15 protein-coding genes and 1 pseudogene are annotated in these 18,543 nt (G+C 70.9%); 10 read left to right on the top strand and 6 right to left on the bottom strand.

The features are described from left to right. Positions 1-132 precede the first annotated feature (132 nt). Positions 133-1,134, bottom strand: a pseudogene (locus ACWDZ7_RS02220) (AraC family transcriptional regulator); the annotation flags it as partial. A 94-nt stretch (positions 1,135-1,228) separates the two neighbouring features. Between ACWDZ7_RS02220 and ACWDZ7_RS02215 the strand changes: the two are divergent. Beyond that, on the top strand, positions 1,229-3,106 hold the full coding sequence (locus ACWDZ7_RS02215; RefSeq protein WP_451794064.1) for an AMP-dependent synthetase/ligase: 1,878 nt from the start codon (positions 1,229-1,231) through the stop codon (positions 3,104-3,106). A gap of 268 nt (positions 3,107-3,374) precedes the next feature. Here ACWDZ7_RS02215 and ACWDZ7_RS02210 read toward each other — a convergent pair whose 3' ends face one another. Continuing rightward, a complete protein-coding gene (locus tag ACWDZ7_RS02210) occupies positions 3,375-3,689 on the bottom strand; it encodes an AzlD domain-containing protein (RefSeq protein ID WP_451794063.1) in 315 nt (104 codons plus the stop codon). Continuing rightward, positions 3,686-4,483 carry an AzlC family ABC transporter permease gene (locus ACWDZ7_RS02205; protein ID WP_451794062.1) on the bottom strand — a complete coding sequence of 266 codons (798 nt, stop codon included), beginning with the start codon at positions 4,481-4,483 and terminating at the stop codon, positions 3,686-3,688. The genes ACWDZ7_RS02210 and ACWDZ7_RS02205 overlap by 4 nt, the downstream gene beginning before the upstream one ends. A 210-nt stretch (positions 4,484-4,693) precedes the next feature. On the opposite strand from ACWDZ7_RS02205, the gene ACWDZ7_RS02200 reads away from it, so the two are divergent. Next, positions 4,694-5,236, top strand: coding sequence for a helix-turn-helix domain-containing protein (locus ACWDZ7_RS02200; protein ID WP_451794169.1), 543 nt, complete (start codon positions 4,694-4,696; stop codon positions 5,234-5,236). 188 nt (positions 5,237-5,424) lie between these two features. Here the strand turns inward: ACWDZ7_RS02200 and ACWDZ7_RS02195 are convergent, their stop codons facing one another. Continuing rightward, entirely contained in the window at positions 5,425-5,628 is a 204-nt protein-coding gene (locus ACWDZ7_RS02195; protein ID WP_006138897.1) for a cold-shock protein, read from the bottom strand. Positions 5,629-5,965: 337 nt separating this feature from the next. On the opposite strand from ACWDZ7_RS02195, the gene ACWDZ7_RS02190 reads away from it, so the two are divergent. Further along, a complete protein-coding gene (locus ACWDZ7_RS02190) occupies positions 5,966-6,820 on the top strand; it encodes a menaquinone biosynthetic enzyme MqnA/MqnD family protein (RefSeq protein WP_451515222.1) in 855 nt (284 codons plus the stop codon). 335 nt (positions 6,821-7,155) lie between these two features. Next, on the top strand, positions 7,156-8,829 hold the full coding sequence (locus ACWDZ7_RS02185; protein WP_451794060.1) for a serine/threonine-protein kinase: 1,674 nt from the start codon (positions 7,156-7,158) through the stop codon (positions 8,827-8,829). A gap of 45 nt (positions 8,830-8,874) precedes the next feature. On the opposite strand, the gene ACWDZ7_RS02180 is transcribed toward ACWDZ7_RS02185, so the two are convergent. Next, positions 8,875-13,647: an FtsK/SpoIIIE domain-containing protein gene (locus ACWDZ7_RS02180; RefSeq protein WP_451794059.1), complete on the bottom strand. Its 4,773-nt coding sequence runs from the start codon at positions 13,645-13,647 to the stop codon at positions 8,875-8,877. Positions 13,648-13,895: 248 nt separating this feature from the next. On the opposite strand from ACWDZ7_RS02180, the gene ACWDZ7_RS02175 reads away from it, so the two are divergent. After that, entirely contained in the window at positions 13,896-14,195 is a 300-nt protein-coding gene (locus tag ACWDZ7_RS02175; RefSeq protein ID WP_451794058.1) for a WXG100 family type VII secretion target, read from the top strand. 99 nt (positions 14,196-14,294) lie between these two features. Here the strand turns inward: ACWDZ7_RS02175 and ACWDZ7_RS02170 are convergent, their stop codons facing one another. Further along, the gene (locus tag ACWDZ7_RS02170) at positions 14,295-14,969 is read right to left on the bottom strand and encodes a hypothetical protein (protein WP_451794057.1); all 675 of its coding nucleotides are present in this window, start codon (positions 14,967-14,969) and stop codon (positions 14,295-14,297) included. Positions 14,970-15,129: 160 nt separating this feature from the next. On the opposite strand from ACWDZ7_RS02170, the gene ACWDZ7_RS02165 reads away from it, so the two are divergent. From ACWDZ7_RS02165 to ACWDZ7_RS02145, 5 genes are read left to right on the top strand one after another with little or no spacing between them, the layout of a single operon-like run. Further along, a complete protein-coding gene (locus ACWDZ7_RS02165; protein ID WP_451794055.1) occupies positions 15,130-15,441 on the top strand; it encodes a type VII secretion target in 312 nt (103 codons plus the stop codon). Next, positions 15,438-16,661 carry a putative T7SS-secreted protein gene (locus ACWDZ7_RS02160; RefSeq protein ID WP_451794053.1) on the top strand — a complete coding sequence of 408 codons (1,224 nt, stop codon included), beginning with the start codon at positions 15,438-15,440 and terminating at the stop codon, positions 16,659-16,661. The genes ACWDZ7_RS02165 and ACWDZ7_RS02160 overlap by 4 nt, the downstream gene beginning before the upstream one ends. Positions 16,662-16,679: 18 nt before the next feature. Beyond that, positions 16,680-17,270: a hypothetical protein gene (locus ACWDZ7_RS02155; protein ID WP_451794051.1), complete on the top strand. Its 591-nt coding sequence runs from the start codon at positions 16,680-16,682 to the stop codon at positions 17,268-17,270. After that, positions 17,260-17,928, top strand: a complete 669-nt coding sequence (locus ACWDZ7_RS02150; protein WP_451794050.1) for a hypothetical protein — start codon at positions 17,260-17,262, stop codon at positions 17,926-17,928. The genes ACWDZ7_RS02155 and ACWDZ7_RS02150 overlap by 11 nt, the downstream gene beginning before the upstream one ends. Continuing rightward, positions 17,925-18,524, top strand: coding sequence for a hypothetical protein (locus ACWDZ7_RS02145; RefSeq protein WP_451794049.1), 600 nt, complete (start codon positions 17,925-17,927; stop codon positions 18,522-18,524). Before ACWDZ7_RS02150 ends, ACWDZ7_RS02145 begins: the two co-directional genes overlap by 4 nt. Positions 18,525-18,543: the final 19 nt, after the last annotated feature.

The raw sequence follows: 18,543 nt of genomic DNA, 5'->3' as shown, positions 1-18,543 counted from the left end.
CGGTCCCTCGACCGGGGTTCCGGCGGCCGTCGGACCGCCGCCGGGCGACGCGCACCCCGCCACGGAAGCCCCGAGCGACCCCCCGCCCACCACAAAACGACCGACCGGCGAGCCGGGCCACGTGCCAGGAGCTCCTCCCCTCACCGCCCGGTACGCCCCCGGCGTCGTCCCCGTCCAGCGGCGGAACGCCCGGTGGAATGCCGTGTCCTCGGAGAAGCCGAGCCGTGCCGCCAGGTCGGCGATGGGCTCGTGGGTCTCCGCCAGGCCCGCGATCGCCGCGTCCCTCCGCACCGCGTCCTTCAGGCGCTGGTACGACGTGGACTCCTCGGCCAGACGCCGACGCAGCGTCGCCGGGCTCACCGCGAGCCGCGTCGCGAGTTCGCCGAGCGAGGGGAGGCGGGGCGAGGAACGCAGGGATCGTGCGAGGGCCCGGCCCACCTGCTCGGCGACCGTCGTACCGTACTCGCGGCGGCTGAGCAGTTCGAAGGGCGCGCGGCGCAGCATCTCGTCCAGCGCCTCCTCGTCCCTGACGAGCGGCGCGTCCAGCCAGTGCGGGTCGAAGCAGGCGCCGGTCCGCTCGGCCCCGAACCGCACGGGGCAGCCGAAGAGCAGCTCGTACTCGTCCTTGTGCGGCGGCGGCGGATGCCCGAACTCCGCCCGGCGCAGCGGAATCCGGCGGCCGATCAGCCAGCTGCACAGGCGGTGCCAGATGATGACCAGGCACTCGGCGAGGAAGTAGTCCTGTTCGAGGTCGCTGCGGACGCCGAACACCGCCTCGTCGGCCCGGCGTTCCAGCACGAGGTCGGGGCCGCCGGGGAAGAGGCCGTAGAAGGTCACGCCCCGCCGCACGGCGGCCCCGAGGTCGCGGCAGCCCAGCGAGGCCTGGCACATCATCGCGAAGGTGCCGGGCTTGCTGACGGCGGAGCCGAGGCCCAGGAACTCGTCCTGCGTGGCGCGGTACAGCTCCCGGAAGAGCCGCGCGAACTGCGGGGCCGTGACACGGGCCCGGTCGTCGCCGAGCAGCAGCGGCGGGATCTGAGCGCCCCGCAACAACGGCACGGTGTCCACGCCGCGCCGCTCGGCACCGCGCAGCACGGCCCTCACATGGTGCACGGTGATCGTCCGCCTCGCCATGTCACGACGGTAGCGCCGCGCTGAGCGCTCCGGCCAGCGCCGCTGACGTTTCGCGTCATCCCGTACGCCGGGCCCGCTCCTTAGCGTCGTACGCATGCAGCGACGCATGCAGCAGACGCGGAACGACCACCCCCGGACGCCGGCGGAACTGCCGAGGACGCTCTCCCTGCTGTGCGAATGGGCGGCCGACCGGCACGGCGACCTGCCCGCCCTGCGTTTCCGTGGGCGCGACGGGGCGTCGTGGACCGAACTCTCGTACGCCGGACTGCGCGACCGCGTACGCCACGTGGGCCGCGCCCTGATCGCCCTCGGCGTCCGCCCGGGAGACCGCGTGGCGATCCTCGCCGAGACCCGCCCCGAATGGACCCACGCCCACTTCGGCGCGCTGGCGGCGGGCGCGGTCGTCGTCCCCGTCTACCCGACGGCGGGCGACGAGGAGGCCGCGTGGGTCGTACGCGACTCGGGCGCGACGGTGGTGATCTGCGAGGACGAGGCGCAGGCGGCGAAGACCGAGCGGCTGCGGGAGGAAGGGCGGCTGGAAGGGCGGCTGGAGGGGGTGCGGGATGTGGTGCGGGATGTGGTTCTTATGCGGGGCGCAGCCGCCGCCGGTCGTGCCGACACCGACAGTCCGTGGGAAGTCATAGGGGCGGAAGGGACGCTTCCGCTCGCGTCGCTCGACGCCCTGCTGGAGCGTTCCCGCACCCGCGCCGAAGACGACCTGGCCACCATCATCTACACCTCCGGCACCACCGGCCTTCCCAAGGGGTGCCTGCTGACGCACGGCAATCTGCTGGCCGTGCAGCGCGCCACCGTGCCGCTCGTCGAAGGAGGCCCCGGCGACTCCACGTACCTCTACCTGCCGCTCGCCCACCTCCTCGCCCAGCTCATCGAGTTCACGACGCTCATCCAGGGCGGCACGCTGACCTTCTTCGGCGGGCGCATCGAGGACGTCGTCGCCGAGCTGGCCGAGGCGCGGCCCACCCATCTGCCGTCCGTGCCCCGCCTCTTCGAGAAGGTGCGCTCGGTCGTGCTGTCCCTCGCCGAGTCACGGGAGGGCGGGCGCGAACGGTTCGAGGAGGCCGTCCGCATCGGGGTCATGGCCGCCGACGGCACGCTGCCGCCCGAGCTCCAGGACGCGTACGAAGCCGCCGACAAGGCCCTCTACGGCCTGGTCCGGCAGGCGTTCGGCGGGCAGCTCCGCCGGGCGCTCACCGGCGGCGCGCCCATCGCGCCGGACACCGTCGACTTCCTGCGGGCCTGCGGCATCGCCGTCTACGAGGGCTACGGGATGACGGAGTCGGCCGGCGTCCTCACCCTCAACCACCCCGGCGCCGTGCGGTACGGCACGGTCGGCCGTCCGGTCGACGGCGTCGAGATCCGTATCGCGCCGGACGGTGAGGTCCTCGCCCGGGGCGCCATGGTCTTTCCCGGCTACCACAACAACCCCGACGCCACGCGCGAGGCGATCGACGACGAAGGCTGGCTGCACACCGGGGACTTGGGAGCCCTCGACGACGCCGGCTTCCTCACGATCACCGGCCGCAAGAAAGACCTCATCATCACCTCCGGAGGCAAGAACCTCACCCCCTCCCTCAGCGAACTGGCCCTTCAGACCTCACGGTTCGTGTCCCGCGCGGTCATGGTCGGCGACCGCCGCCCCCACCCCGTCGCCCTGATCACCCTGGACGCGGAGGAACTCACCGGCTGGGCCGCCCGCGAGGGCGTCGAGCTGACCGCGCCGCTCTCCCGCGACCCCCGCGTCCGCGCCCTCGTCCAGGAGGCCGTGGACGCCGCCAACGCCACCGTCTCGCGCCCCGCCCGCATCCGCCGATTCGCCGTGCTCGACGAGGACTTCACGGTGGAGGGCGGGCTGCTCACGCCGAGCCTGAAGGTGCGCAGACGTGCGGTCACGGAGCGGTACGCGGATGTCGTGGAGGCGCTGTACGAGGAGCCGCCCGGACCCGTGAGCTGAGCGGTACCGTTGTCAGTGGTGGCCGGTAGCTTCCCCGGTATGCCGGCATCCCTCTGGCACGGTCGTACGCACGTCCGGATCACCGGCACCATGATGGACGAGCCTCCCGCGCGGGACCATCGGCGAGCCCTACTCCAAGAACACCGAGCTGTACGGGGTGTTCTCCGCGCCCCGCATCCTGCGGGACGGAAGCCCCAACCCCAAGTACGACGCCGTCCCGCAGCCCTGAACCGGGGCGGGCGCCGGGGGATCGGCGGGGCGGCCGGGGTCAGTCCACTCCGATCAGCCGCAGCAGCGCCGTCGCCGCGGCCGCGCCCACCACGACCACGGCGAACGGCGCCCTGCGCCAGGCGAGCACCCCGCCGACCAGCACACCGGCGGGCCGCGCCCACCCCGCGAAGCCCTGGCCCTCCGTGAGCGCCCCCGTGGCGAGCAGCGCGACCAGCAGGACCGTGGCGCCCACGGTCAGCAATTCCTGCACCTGTGCCGGTAGTTCGACGCGGCCGTGCAGCACGGGACCGGCCAGGCGGAACACGTACGTCCCGGCGGCGAGGACGAGGACACAGGCGAGCGTGGCGTTCACGAGGCGCTCCCGGGAGTGGTGGGAGCGGTGGGAGCGGTGGGAGTGGTGCGGGGGCGGCGGGGGCCGCGGCGCGCCGCGAGCAGGCCGAGCAGGGCAAGCAGCACCGGCACGCCCGCCGGCAGCAGCGGCGCCGCGGCGACCGCGATCACCGCGCCGGCCGCCGAGGCACGCCGCGCCGCGCTGTCACCACGCAGCGCGGGCAGCACCAGGGCGAGCAGCACCGCGGGGAACGCCGCGTCGAGGCCGAACCGGTCCGTGTCGCCGAGCGCCGACCCGGCGAGGGCGCCCGCGAGCACGCTGACGTTCCACGCCGCGAACAGCCCGACGCCGGATATCCAGAACGCGGCCCTGCGCTGCCTGCCGCCGCGCTGGGCCAGGACGAACGCGGCCGTCTCATCGGTGATGAGGTGCGCGCCGATCAGCCGCGCCGCCCAGGAGCGGCCGAGGTCATCGGCGAGGGCCAGACTGAACGCCGCCGTGCGGGAGTTGAGCAGCAGCCCGGTCGCCGCGGCCGCCACCGGACCGCCGCCCGCGGTGAGAATGCCGACGGCGCTGAACTGGGCGGAGCCCGCGTACACGAGCAGCGACATGAGCACCGGCACCCAGAGCGGGAGCCCGCCCGCGACGGCGATCGCGCCGAAGGAGACGCCGACCACGGCGTCGGCGAGCCAGACGAGGGCGATGTCGCGCAGGACGCCGGGCGGGAGGTCGGAGAGGCGGACGAGGGCGGTGTCGGCCTCCGAGCCGTCGGTCGTTCGGTGTGCAGGGCCATTTGTTCGGTGTGGCGAACGCATACGTCGTAGAATGGGCGCAGCGGTGTACGTTCGTCAAGGCGAACGATCGGTCCCCTGTACCGAACGCGAGCCCTCCATCGGGGCCTCCTACGGGGAGAGAGCCAGGAGAGAAGTGAAGTGATGACCGACAACGCCGACAACGCCGACAACGCCGATCGTGCCGACCGTGCCGATCGCGCAGGCCGGTCCGGCGCCGCCCCGCCGTCCCGCATGCCCCGCGAGTGGGTCGCCGCGGCGCTGCGCCGCGAGCGCGCGAAGGCCGGGATCTCCCTCTCCGAGCTGGCCAAACGCGCCGGCATCGCGAAGTCCACGCTCTCCCAGCTGGAGGCGGCCACCGGCAACCCCGGCATCGAGACGCTCTGGGCGCTGGCCGTGGCACTCGGGGTGCCCTTCAGCGTGCTCGTGGAGTCACCCGCCCCGGCGGTGACCGTGATCCGCGCGGGCGAGGGGCCCACCATGCACGCGGAGAACTCGTCCTACGCGGGCACGCTGCTCTCCGCGGGCCCCACCGGCGTACGGCGCGACATCTACCACGGGGCGCTGGAACCGGGCGCCGCGCGCGAGTCCGACCCGCATATCCCCGGCTCGGTCGAGCACCTGGTCATCAGCACGGGCCGACTGCTCGCGGGCCCGGTCGGGGAGGCCGTGGAACTGGCCCCCGGGGACTACATGTCGTACCGCGGGGACGTCCCGCACGCCTACGAGGCGCTGGAGCCGGGGACCACCTTCGTGATGGTCATGCAGCACACCTGATCAGGGTCAGGCGGTACATATTGGGGGCCCAAGGCCCAAGGCCCAAGGCCCAAGGCTCAGGGGCCGGGAAAGGCAGGAGCCCCGCTTCCCCCGCCGAAGCGGAGGAGCAGGGCTCCTTGGGTACTGCATCCATGTCCGGATCAAGTCACCGGAGCGAATCACACGCCTCACTTACGTGAGGCGCCCGATCACATCGGGGTGACGTTCTCCGCCTGCGGACCCTTGGGGCCCTGCGTCACGTCGAAGGAAACGGCCTGGTTCTCCTCAAGGGAGCGGAAGCCGTTCGCGTTGATCGCGGAGTAGTGGACGAAGACGTCCGGGCCGCCGCCTTCCTGGGCGATGAAGCCAAAGCCCTTTTCAGCGTTGAACCACTTCACGGTTCCGGTAGCCATAAGCCCTCCTTGGGCCAAAGGGTTGCCCTGCTCCAGAACCAGCGATTGTTTAAACAACTGCATAAGTCTGAAAACGACGAGAGCCTGCGGGGGTTACATGCTCCGCAGGCTCTGTACTGCAAGGGAAACCAAACTGCAACTTGCGGCGAGCTTAGCACGCAGGCACGGGAATGCAATAGGGGGCAAGATCACGTCACCCGGATGTTTGACGAGGCCCTCAGCGGGGTTGACGGGACGGGCAAGGGACCCGGCGCCCGGACCGTACCGCATGGGGGCTAGCCTCCCCGATGTGGACAATTCTCCCCTTGGCGCCTTCGCGGGGGCAGGCGCCGAACAGCTGCCCGACTCCCGTCGCACTCCTCGGCCGCGCGTCGGCCACATCCAGTTCCTGAACTGCATGCCCCTCTACTGGGGCCTCGCGCGCACGGGGACGCTCCTCGACTTCGAGCTGACGAAGGACACCCCTGAGCGGCTCAGCGAGCAGGTGGTGCGGGGTGAGCTGGACATCGCGCCCGTCACGCTCGTCGAGTTCCTCAAGAACGCCGACGACCTGGTCGCCTTCCCCGACCTCGCGGTCGGCTGCGACGGCCCCGTGATGTCGTGCGTGATCGTCTCGCAGGTGCCGCTGGACCAGCTGGACGGGGCGCGCGTCGCCCTCGGCTCCACCTCGCGCACGTCCGTGCGGCTCGCGCAGCTGCTGCTCGCCGAGCGGTACGGCGTACAGCCCGACTATTACGCGTGCCCGCCCGACCTCGGCCTGATGATGCGGGAGGCGGACGCCGCCGTCCTCATCGGTGACGCGGCGCTGCGCGCGAACCTGATCGACGCGCCGCGGCTCGGCCTCGACGTGTACGACCTGGGGGAGATGTGGAAGGAGTGGACGGGCCTGCCGTTCGTCTTCGCCGTCTGGGCCGCCCGGCGCGACTACGTCGAGCGCGAGCCGGAGGTCGTGCGCGCGGTGCACAAGGCATTCCTCGCCTCCCGCGACCTCTCCCTGGAGGAGGTCACGAAGGTCGCCGAGCAGGCCGCGCGCTGGGAGTCGTTCGACGCCGGTGTCCTGGAGCGGTACTTCACGACGCTCGACTTCCGCTTCGGCGCCGCACAGCTGGAGGGCGTCACCGAGTTCGCCCGCCGGACCGGGCCGACGACGGGCTTCCCGGCGGACGTGCGGGTGGAGCTCCTGAAGCCGTAGCGGCGCCGCGCGGAGGTCCGCGAGTCGACCTTGCGGGAATTCATCCACGTGCCCCCGCGTGCCCTTTCCGGCCGTCCCGGGATATCGCCGCCGTCGGAATAGTTCTTGACGTCCGGATTGCGTACGGGAATCATCCCGCGACCGGCCAATAGTTATTGGGCGCGGGAAAGCCACGGGTGTGCGCCGTGTGCGCCCTGTGTGCTCAATCCGGTCATTGCTCCCATGTGGCGGGGAATGCGGGCGGAGCCGCCCTCCCGGCCGCTTCCGCACTACGCTGATCCGCAGTGGTAAGGCGCGCGAGGTGTCCGGGGACGCGCCTGGGGGAGGCCAACGTCATGCGACCGCTCGAAGCCGACGAACCCGCCGTGATCGGCCCCTACCGGCTGCTCGGCCGGCTCGGCTCGGGCGGCATGGGCCGGGTCTATCTGGGCCGCAGCGAGGGCGGCCGCACGGTCGCGGTCAAGATCGTGCATCCGCACTTCGCGCTCGACGAGGAGTTCCGCGCCCGCTTCCGACGCGAGGTCGAGGCCGCGCGCCGCGTCGGCGGCGACTGGACCGCGCCCGTCCTGGACGCCGACCCGGAGGCCGCTGTGCCGTGGGTCGCCACGGGGTACGCGGCCGGGCCCTCGCTCACCGAGGCGGTCCGGGAGGGCGCGCCGCTGCCCGCGCACTCCGTACGGGTCCTCGGCGCCGGTCTCGCCGAGGCGCTGGCGCACGTCCACGCCCTCGGGCTCGTCCACCGCGACGTGAAGCCGTCGAACGTCCTGCTCACCCTCGACGGGCCGCGCCTCATCGACTTCGGCATCGCGCGCGCCACGGACGGCACGGCCTCCCTCACCTCCACCGGCGTCTCCATCGGCTCGCCCGGCTACATGTCGCCCGAGCAGATCCTCGGCAAGGGCGTCACGGGAGCGGCGGACGTCTTCTCCCTGGGAGCCGTCCTGGTCTACGGGGCGACGGGGGAGTCGCCCTTCCCCGGTGACTCGTCGGCCGCGCTGCTCTACAAGGTCGTCCACGAGGAGCCGGAGCTGGGCGCGCTGAGCGGTGACTTGAGGGATCTCGCCGCGGCCTGCCTCGCCAAGGACCCGGCGGCGCGGCCCGCCCCCGCGGAGCTGGCCCGCCGCCTCGCCCCCGAGGGCGCGGCCCGGCTGGTGGCTGCCGGGTGGCTGCCGGGGTCCGTGGTGGAGCGGGTGAGCCGCAGCGCGGTGCGGCTGCTGGACCTGGACACGGGTGCGGGGGCGGGTGCGGGGGCGGCTCCAGCGGACGCGCCCTCCGGCCCGGTGGCCTTCAGCACCCCGTCCGTGGCGGGGTCTTTCGGGCCGCCCGACTCTTCGTACGTGGATCAGCCCGCTGCCTCTCCCGAGTACGCGGATGAGCCCGCGGTCCCCGCGGTGGCCGACGGCACGCGCCCGCCCGGCAAGCTCTCCGTCTCGGTGGCGGCGACCTCTGTCCCCGAGGGGGCGAACAGGCGGGGCCGCAAGGTGAGTTGCACGGTCGCCCTCGCCGTGGCCGGGGCCATGGCCGCCGTCACGGTGGGATCGCTCTTCGTCTTCGGGATGCTGCCGGACGACGACGCGTCGAAGGGCTCGGACGGCGGTCAGCAGCCCCCGGCGGCGACCGCCCCCTCCGACCCCACCGACGAGGACGACGGCGCCGGGCAGGTCCCCGAGGACTACCTCGGCAAGTGGAGCGGCAAGGCCGACGCGGGCGGCGGCACGATCCCCCTCGGCACGTTCGAGGTCACCCTGCGCCAGGCGCAGCCGGGGGACCGGGTCGGCACGGTCGTGCAGCACGACCCGATCGGCAACACCTGTACGGACGTACTCACCCTCAAGTCGGCCTCGGCGAAGGAGCTGGTGGCGATCGGCAAGGGCGCCGAGGGCAACGGCGGCCAGTGCGCGCAGACGGCCCACACGGTCCGTCTCCGCCCGGACGGCAAGGCCCTCAAGTACACGTCGGACGACCCGGACGCGGGCGATCCGAAGGCGCGGCTTTCTCCGGTGGAGTGACTGGCCGGGGGGCGCGTCAGGCCGCCCCCCCGGCAGCCGCGTCCCCTACAAGGGAGTGGTCAGCGTGGCCAGTTCGCCATTGCCCAAGTGCAGCATGCCCTTGCCCGGGGCCACCGGGCCGCCGACCACGCTGCGCGAGATCCGCAGGCCGATGAGGTCGCCGCTGGAGCTGTCCTGCGGGGAGAGGAGAATGCCCCGGCGCCCCTTCTTCGCGTCGACCTGCCAGCCCGAGAAGCCGCTGCACACGTCCTCCTCGTCACCGGCGAGGACCAGCGCGAGGCCCAGGTCGGCGCCGCGCTGGAGGATCCGCTTGAACTGGCTCGCGGCGTCCGCGTCCTCAAGGATCTCCGCGTCGTCGATCAGGACGACGACCGGGTCCTCCGGGGAGGCGTCCGCCCCGTCGATCAGCTCCTCGAACTCGTCCTCGTCGATGTCGTCCCCGGTGAAGACCCTCAGCACGCCCTCCGTGCCCTCCAGTTGCCGTAGGGGCGACTGGCGCGGGGCGGCGACGATGAGTCGTACACCCTGGGCGCGGAAGGAGCGTGCCATGTTCATCAGCACCGTGGAGCGGCCCGACTTCGCCGGGCCCGCGATGACGAACGCCGGGACGCCCTGCGCGAGGTCGGGCCCGTGGCCCATGACCTCGTCGCCGCCGATGCCCACCAGCGCCCACAGCTTGGAGCGCGAGGCGTCCGGGTCGCGCAGCTCCCACGCCTCCTCGAAGGAGATGCGGCTCGGCAGCGTGTCGACGCGGAACGGCCGGCGATGGCGCGGCACGTCGGCGTCGCGGGCCGCCGCCTGCTCGCCGATCGCGGCGATCGCGGCGGCCTGGCCCTGCCCGGTGACGTCGGCGCAGAGCAGCGCGAACTGTGTCTCCGTACCGCTCTCGTTTTTGTAGGCGCGGCCCGGCGGGATCTCCTCGGGGACCTTGCGGGTGGGGATGCCGAGCATCGAGAAGTCGGAGCGGTCCGCGAGGCGCAGACCGTACTTGTCCTCGGTGAGGGAGGAGATGCGGCCGACCAGGATCTGCCGGTCGCCCGTCATCACCATGTGGATGCCGACGCTCCCGCCCTCCCGCATGATCGTGGTGATCTCGTCGGTGAGCGAGCCGTGGTCGATCTCGCCGAGCGTGGGCAGCCAGCCCTCCCAGCGGTCGAGCAGCACGACGAGGTGCGGCAGGCGCTCGTCCTCGGCGGCGTCGGCGCGCTGCTCGCCGATGTCGGCGTAGCCCTTGTCGGCCAGCAGGTCCTGGCGGCGGGTGAGTTCGCCCTTGAGGCGGTTGATGAGGCGGACGACGCGCTCGGTCTGGTTGCGGCCGACGACGGCGCCGCAGTGCGGCAGCCGGGTCAGCGCGTTGAGCGCGCCGTTGCCGCAGTCGATGCCGTACAGATGGACGTCGGCGCTGGAGTGCGTACGCGCCAGGGAGCCCGCGATCGTACGGAGCACCTGCGAGCGGCCGGAGCGCGGGGCGCCGCCGATCATCAGATGGCCGAAGGTCGCGAAGTCCACGACGACGGGGCGGCGCGCCTGGTCGGCGGGCAGGTCCTCGATGCCGTACGGGGCGGGCGAGAGGGAGCCGGGTGCCGTGCGGGGCGCGGGGGCCGGGATCTCGTCGAGGAGCAGGGTCTCGCCGAGCGCGGGCAGCCAGGGGCTGTGCTGGGCGGGGATACCGAGGGTCCGGTTGGCTTCGATGATGGTGTCGACCAGGACCTTGAGGTCGGTGATCTCCTCCTCCTCGCGCGCCTCGGCCTTCGGCTTGACCAGTGAGGCGCGGCCGAGGGCCGCCCAGTCGAGGGAGTCGACCCAGGGCGCGAGCGCCGTCGGGTCGGCGGCACCGGGGCGGCGGCCACCGACACGCCCCGACTGGAAGGGCACGAGCGAGGCGTGCCCGAGACGCACGTACGCACGTCCCGGGGTGTTCTTGGATATGTGCCCGGCCTCGGGGGAGTCGATGACGTCGCTGGACTCGCCGCCGTCGGTGACGCGCAGCGCGATGCGGAGGTTGGTGTTGGCGCGGATCTCGGGGGACACGACGCCACTGGGCCGCTGTGTGGCCAGCAGCAGGTGGATGCCGAGCGAACGGCCACGCTGGGCGATGTTGACGAGCCCGGTGACGAAGTCCGGCAGGTCACGCACCATCGACGCGAACTCGTCGATGACGATGAGCAGTCGGGGCACGGGCGCGTGCGACGGATCGCGCCGCACCAGGTCCTGGTAGTCCTCGATGTCCTTCGCGTCGGCGTCGGCGAGGATGTGCTCGCGCCGCTTCAGCTCGGCGCCGAGGGATTCGAGGGCGCGCTCCACGAGGTGCGCGTCGAGGTCGGTGACCATGCCGACGGTGTGCGGCAGCTTCACACAGTCCTTGAAGGCCGACCCGCCCTTGTAGTCCACCAGGACGAAGGTCATGTTCTCGGGCGTATTGGCCACGGCGAGCGCGGCGACGATCGTCTGGAGCAGCTCCGACTTACCGGAACCGGTCGTACCGGCGATCAGGCCGTGCGGCCCGTCCTTGCGCATGTCGATGCCGAACGGACCGTCGTACGACTCACCGATGACCGCCATCGTCGACTGGCCGCCCGCCTGCCAGCGGGCCGTGATCGCGCCGGGCGTCGGCGGCTCCAGCTGGAGCACGTCGAGGAGCCGGCTCGACCCCGGAAGCGCGGAGTCCTCGGTCTCCCCGCTGATGTCACGCAGCGGCGACACCGAGCGGGCCAGACGCAGACACCAGGAGGGCGACACGAAGTCGGGGCGTACGTCCTTGAGGCGCTCGGCGCCCGTCATCTCGACGCGCAGCCGCAGCTCGCGCGGCGCGCTGTCCTGCTGGGGGTCGGGCGCGGTCCTGTGCCAGGCATGGAAGGAGGGGAAACCCCCCGCAGGGGGCGGCTGGGGCACGCCGCTCTGCCGCGGTGGCTGTGCGGGTCCGGCGGCGCTGCTCCCGAACTCCCGCGGCTTCGGCTCGGCGACGACGAAGGCCTGGCACTCGCCGGGCAGAAACCGCTCCTCGGTGTCTAGGCAGAGCGCGTACATGTGCACGGCCGGGCCCTCGCGCAGCAGACGTACGACGCCGGGAAGGGACCGGAGCCGCCGCGAACCGTCCCACACCACGACGATGTCCGGGTCGGAGAAGTTGGCGCCCTGGCCCTTGTTCTCCTCCAGGGCCTTCACCCGCGCGTCGAGGATCTGGGTCAGCTCACCTATGCGGGCGCCGACGGTCTCGGCGTCCGTGCCGATGAGTACGTTGATGTCCTGCCCGCCCGACGGCCTGGCATGCGGCAGCCAACGCACCCAGTCCCAGGCGTCCTTGGCGGAGTTCTCCGTCAGGACGTAGAACTGCACGTCCATCGGGCTGTGCAGCGTGGCGGCCTGCGCCACGGCCCAGCGGCCGAGCGCGGTGGCGGAGTCGTCGGGCCCGGCGATGCCGATGACGCCGAGGCCCTTCAGCGGCAGCGCGACGGGCGCGTCCTCTATGTGCCACGTCACCTGCCGCCGGTGCTCGTCCTTCTCGGGGTCGTCGAGGACGACCTCGGACGGCAGCCGTCCGGTGCCGAAGCGGAGCAGGAGGTGATCGGCGTCGGTCCGCCGCCGCTCCCACAGGCGGGTGCGGGGCCCGGTGCTCAGCGTGAGGACGGTCGCGGGGTCGGGGATGGCGTTGCGCCGGTCCAGCCGCTCGGCGACCAGGGCGTCCTGCGCGTCCTTCTCGATCCGCTCCTTGGTCTCCTTGTACTCCTTGACCTGCTTCGCATGGGACTGGCGGCCATGCTTCTTGTCCATGAAGTAGTTGCCGAAGAGCATGATCGGGCTGAGGCCCGCGATGATCAGGTAGTACCAGCGATTGAAGATCATCGCGGCGACGACGGCACCGACCAGCGGGAAGAGCGCCATCAGCCAGGGCAGCGGCCGCGCCTCGAACTCGCGGGGCGGGCTCGGCAGCCGGAAGGTGGTCTGCCGCTCGGGCGGACGGAGCCGCGGGGGCCGGTTGTAGTCGAGGCCGGCGCCGTCCTCGGACCACTTGAGGGCGGCGTTCGGAGGCGAGTAACGGCTGAGTTCGAGAAGGGTGTTGCCGAGGGCGATCTGGGCGCCGAGGGGCCACTGGACGGTGTCGCGCCGGGGGACGCGGTTCTTGCCGGCGTCGCCCCGCGCCTTCTTCGCCCGCTTCTCCTGCTTCTCCCGCTTCCGCCTCTCCCTGTCCCGCTTCTTCGCCGCGCGACGGGAGGCGCGCCCCTGCGCCGCCTCGTCCCCCTGCCCCCTGCCCTTCCCCTGCTCGTCCTCCTCCTGCTCCTCGCCGAAGGGGTCACCGTCGAGGGTGACACCCTCCTTGTCCTTGTCCTCCCCATGCAGGGTGACCTGGCAGGTTCCATCGGTTGCAACTGACAACGTCAGCGCCCGCGCGGGCATCTCGGGATCGTCGACGCGGATGTACGAGGCGGGCCCGCTGCCGATGTCGTACCGCCCGATGCCGAGCCGGTGGACGGACCCCGCGGACGGCCCACTGGCGACGCGCAGCTCGACCAGACCGGACGGCTCGCCCGGCAGGCAGCCCGCGGGGTCGTCGAGGCTGACGACGGCGCCCTCGCGCAGCGGCGAGGTGGCGACGGTGGCGGTGGGATCGACGGCGTACCCGTCCACGTAGATCATCGGAGCGCCGCCGCTGGGGGGCTGCTGCCCCTGCCCGATGGGGATGATCCGCGCACCGCCGTGTCCGACCTGCCGGGCCAGTTCCACGGCGATGTCCCGCACGGTGGACTCGGGATCGGCGTCGAGGACCACGTCGGCGGTGTCCCCGCCGAACGGATCGACGACGGTCAGAGTCAGGCGCACGACGGTCCTCCCCGGAGCTGGACAATGGGCCTGACGATATCCGCTCCACCCTTCCCACAGGCAACGGCCCGCACACAGGCTCACCCCAGAACCGCACGCGCTGTCATAGCAGAGCTGTGACTCAACCGGGCTGGGATCCCATCAGCCCCACCCGTAAGCTGCTTGGCGCAAGAGCGGACGATCACACCATCCGCGCGACGGGAGCCACGGGGGTTGGCCCTGCGGCGAGTTGATTAGGAGAGAGCCTCATGGCCAAGGACCTTGATGTCACATATCAGGACATGCGAGACGCGGCCAAGCACGTGGTCAAGGAGAAGGACAAGCTCAACGAGAAGCTGGACGGCCTGAAGAAGTACATCAAGAACCTCGTCGAGACGGGCTTCGTCACCAAGAGCGCCTCGAAGGCGTTCGACGAGAACTTCGACGACTTCGTCGAGGGCGCGAAGAAGACCCTTGAGGGCCTGGACGGCATGGGCGACTACCTGACCAACGCCGCCGAGAAGTACGAGCAGATCGACGACGAGCTGGGCCGGGCCGCCAAGAAGTAGGGGCGGGCGTCACGTCGACGGGGAGAGGGGCGCCGGAGGCCGCCTCCATCGCCCCCTCCGTCGGCGGACGGCACCCGGGCGGTGTACTGAACGGCGGTCTCAGCCGCCGGACGACGGCTGTCGGAGTACATACATGTGGAGCTCGCCGCGGAACTCCTCGGTCGTCAGCCGGATCCACGATCCGTCGCGGAACTTCAGCAGCAGCAGCTGAGTCCTGAACTCCCCCTGGAACGGGTCGACAAGCGCGGCCTCCCCGGCGGCCAGGCGGGCGACGACCTCCATGTGCTTCTCGCGCCCCACCGAGACGCGCCGTGGCGGGGCGGCCAGGACGATCTCGCCCTGAGCGGCGACGACGAGACGCTGATGGTGAGGGGAATGGCTGTACCAGCGCAGCAGGAACTGCCCGGCCGCGCCCTGCCAGTTGCCGTCGAAGACGCGGTCGAGCCCCTGCTCGGCGACTTGGGCCTGGCGCCGCCGCTCGTCCTCGCGCGCCCGCCGCTTCTCGTCCTTCTTGCTCTCGAACAGCCGCTCAAGTGCCTCGCGGACGTTGTCCAGCAGGGTCAGCAGCCAGACGAACGGCATGAGCGGAACGGCCAGCGCCGTACCGAGCATGCCCAGCACGGGCATGGCCGCCGGGCGCAACCGCGGGTCGCCGGCTGCCTGAAGCACCTCGGCCGGGGGAGCGGGGATCTTGTCGATCGTGCACCATCCGGCGGCCTCGGGGCGGATGCCGAGGCGGGCGGTGATCATGCGTTGGTTGCCCCTGGACGTCACGTCAAGACTCTCCTCGTCGGCACGGAACAGGCTTGCTCTGATCGGCTTGCTCGAATCGTGAGCGTATCGGGTGCCGGTCGGCGACCGGCAGGAAGAAATCGGTTGGTGCGACCGCCGTTGCCATGCGCTCAGCCGGAATCAGCCAGAAGGAGGTGGTCTCGTGGGAGACCACACAAAGGCGGATCTCGCCGCCATCAAGAAGTGTTCGCGAGACCTGGGAAGGATTCACGACGAGTTCGAGCGGAACGGCAACCCCGCCGATGAGTACGGGAACGCGGTCGGACATGGCGGCCTGAAAGACGCGTTCTCGGAGTTCGGGGACACCTGGAAGAAAACTCGTAAGTCCCTCATGAAGGAACTCGAAAAACTGGCCGAGTTCACTTCTACCGCCGCCAAGACGTACGACAAGATCGATCACGAGCTGGCCAAGGCGATCCGGGACGCCAAGGCGCAGGGCAAGGGGAAGAAATGAGCAGGACGGACAGCGACTGGCCGCCGCTGTGGCATGACGACCCGACTCCGGGCGATCCGGAGGAGGTGGCCGAACTCGGGCGCAAGCTGCGCAAGATGGCCGACATGATCGACGAGCAGTCCCGCGTCATCAAGGCACTCTCCTCGGTGGAGGGTTGGGACAGCGAAGCCGGGAGAGGCTTCCACGAGATGGCGGGTGGCACCGCGGACAAACTCAAGAAGTCGTACGAGCGCTACGACGAGGCCGCGAAGGCCATCGGTGAGCAGGTGCGCGAGGGAAGCTCGGACGAGTTCGCCAGTGAGATGCGCAGGGCGCAGAAAAAGGCGGACAAGGCGCTGAGCGACTATCGCGAGGCAAAGGCGGACCACGACATCGCCGAACGCGAGGTCAAGAAGTTCACTGACAAGTACCCCATGAACAACATTCCCGCGAAGGACAAGGAAGAGTACGACCGCTGGGTCAAGAAGGAGGCGGAGTCCCTTCGCCGCATCGGAGGCGCGCGGAAACTGGTGCGTGAGGCCCGGGAGATCTACGACGACGCCGGTGACAAGGCCGCCAAGCACATCAAGAATGTCGTGCACCACGATGACGTGCGTGACCCCGGCGGCTTCATGAACTTCCTCGCGGACTGGGCGGACAGACTGTCGAACATATCGGCCGTCCTCTCCGTTCTCGCCGTTATCTGTGCTTTTGTTCCACCGCTGCAGTTCCTCGTGCCGATCCTCGCGACGCTCGCCGTGGTGACCAGCGCCGCCGCGCTGGCGGGACACGCGTACGACATGACCGCGCGCGGCGGAAAGCTCGACTTCCTGAAACTGGGCACCGACCTACTGGGAGTGCTGCCCGGCCTCGGCGCCTTGAAGGGCTTCAAGCTGGTCAAGGGCCTCAAGGGGCTTTCCAAGCTCAAGGCCGTCCGGTTCAGCGGCCTGCGCGCCCTGGACGGCGTCGGGCACAACTTTCTGAACGGTGTCGCGGTCAAGACGGCCAACAAGATCCTGGGGCGCAAGGCGCGCAGCGAACTCCTCGACGGCAAGAAGATCACGGCGGCCATCAAGGGAGCGGGTCTCGCGAGCGCCTTGAACAAAATGATCCACGGCCAGAACGGCGAGAAGACCGGCTATCAGGAGCCGCCCAAGAAGCCGGCCCCCGGCCCCGCCCCCACGCCGTCCCCCTCGCCCCGCCCCTCGCCGAAGCCGTTCAACGCGGCCCTGGCGGCCTGACGGTAGAAGGAGTGACCCATGGATGACGACCGGCAAGAGCCGCTCGGTGAGCGCGAGTTCATCGGACGCAGAGGCGGCGACGTGGTGACCTTGGTCGGCGGTGACGTGATCGCCGCCGTGCCCGAGGCGAGGCGCGCCGCCGAGGAGGCCCGGCAGGAACTCCGGTTCGACTTCCTGGACGACCGGGCGGTGCTGGCGCTGCTGCGCCGGCGGTACCGGGACGAGGAGGCCATGTTCCGGGCGGGCCTCGGACACGGGATGCCCCTCGCCCTCGTGGGCTTCGGTGCCGCGATCTACTGGGGTGGCGTCGCCCAGTACTGGGAGACCCCCACCGCCCGTACGACCTATCTGGCGGTCGCGGGCGCCGTCGTTGCGGCACAGCTCTTCTTCTTCGTACGAAGTGCCGTCTCGCACTGGGGAGACCCCGTCCGCCAGAACGTGCGTGCCCGGGCGCGCAGATATCGGGAGATCGCACATCTGGCCCGCCGGGGAGGTGCCGAAGTCCCGGCTCACTACCCGCATTACGGCCCGTATCCCTTTGCGGCGAAGTTTCATCCCGATGTGGATGACTACGAGCAGTCTGAGAATGAAGGTTCGGATGGCCACTGACATTGCCGAAGAGAACCACGTCACCCTCACCGGGAGCGACGGCATAGAGGTCCGCTGGGTCATGCCCGAAGGGTTCCTGGAGCTGCCTTTCGAGGCCGAGGACCTGGATGAACTGGCGGACCGGTTGCTCGAATTCGCCGCCGTCTCGTTGCCCGGTGCCGATGAGGAAGTACAGACTCAGTGGGCCGTCATGTGCGCGCTCAACTACGACGAGTTCATCGAGGCGGGCGTTCAGTACGCCGGTTTCGTGACGACCGAGGTGGAAGGGGTCCGCTGCACCGCCACGGTCAACGTCAGCATGACCGATCTGGACGAGAGGGCGGGGCGCCACCCCGCCGGGTTCATCGCCACCACGATGAGGCATCTGGAGATCGGTGAGGTGAGCGAGGTGTCGCTGCCCTGCGGCCCGGCGGTGACGTGCATCGGCAGCCGAACGGCAACGGTGAGCGGCGACCTCACCCCGTCGGGACAGCCGGAGCCCCTCTCCACCTCCTTCATCCAGGTCCAGATACCCGTGAACAACGGAACCGCTGTGGTGCTGGAGATGGGGACGCCGACCGCCGAAGGATGGGACACCTTCTCCGCCATGTTCGCCGGCGTCGTGAAGAGCGTTCGTTTCTTCGACGATCAGGGGCGTCCCTTGGTGATGCCGGGATGACGGAGTCGCCACACACCGATGCCCTGCCGCGGGCGGCCGTCCCCAGGGACTACCGACTCCTCGTCCCCCGGGACTGGTTCCGCGTCGATCTCACGCAGGACCGCTGGCGCGGCACACTCAAGACGTTCGTGGACCGGCAGGCGGAGGGCCGCCGTGTCTCCCCGGAGCTCACCAGGAAGGTATGGGCCTCGCTCCGCAACACCGCGGAGGCCGGCCGGGCGCGGGGTGCCATGGAGTTCTTCCTTCTGGCGACCTCGCGGGACGGCGGCATGCCCGCCTCGCTCCTGGTGTCACTGATGCCGTTGGGCGTGACGCCGGCGGCTCCGCAGGAGTACGCCGCATGGCTGGAACTGAGAGAACCGGATGAGGACGACAACGGGAACGAGGGCGGCCCCCACCGCCGGATATCGGTGGTGGACCTCCCCGCAGGCACCACCGTCCGTGTCCTCGGCCCCGCGACGCTGGACCTCCACGTCCACATGCCGGGCGCCGCGGGCTACCTGACGCTCTCCTTCGCGGCGCCGCTCATCGGGATGCCGGGCCCGATGGAACGGTTGTGTGACGCGATCGCGGGATCGCTGTCCTGGGTGGAGTGAAGGCCGACGGGCCGTGGGC

The sequence above is a fragment of the Streptomyces sp. NPDC003032 genome, assembly GCF_053591415.1.
Note: the sequence above shows the minus strand (reverse complement) of the source record. Positions and strands in the feature narration are given on the sequence as shown.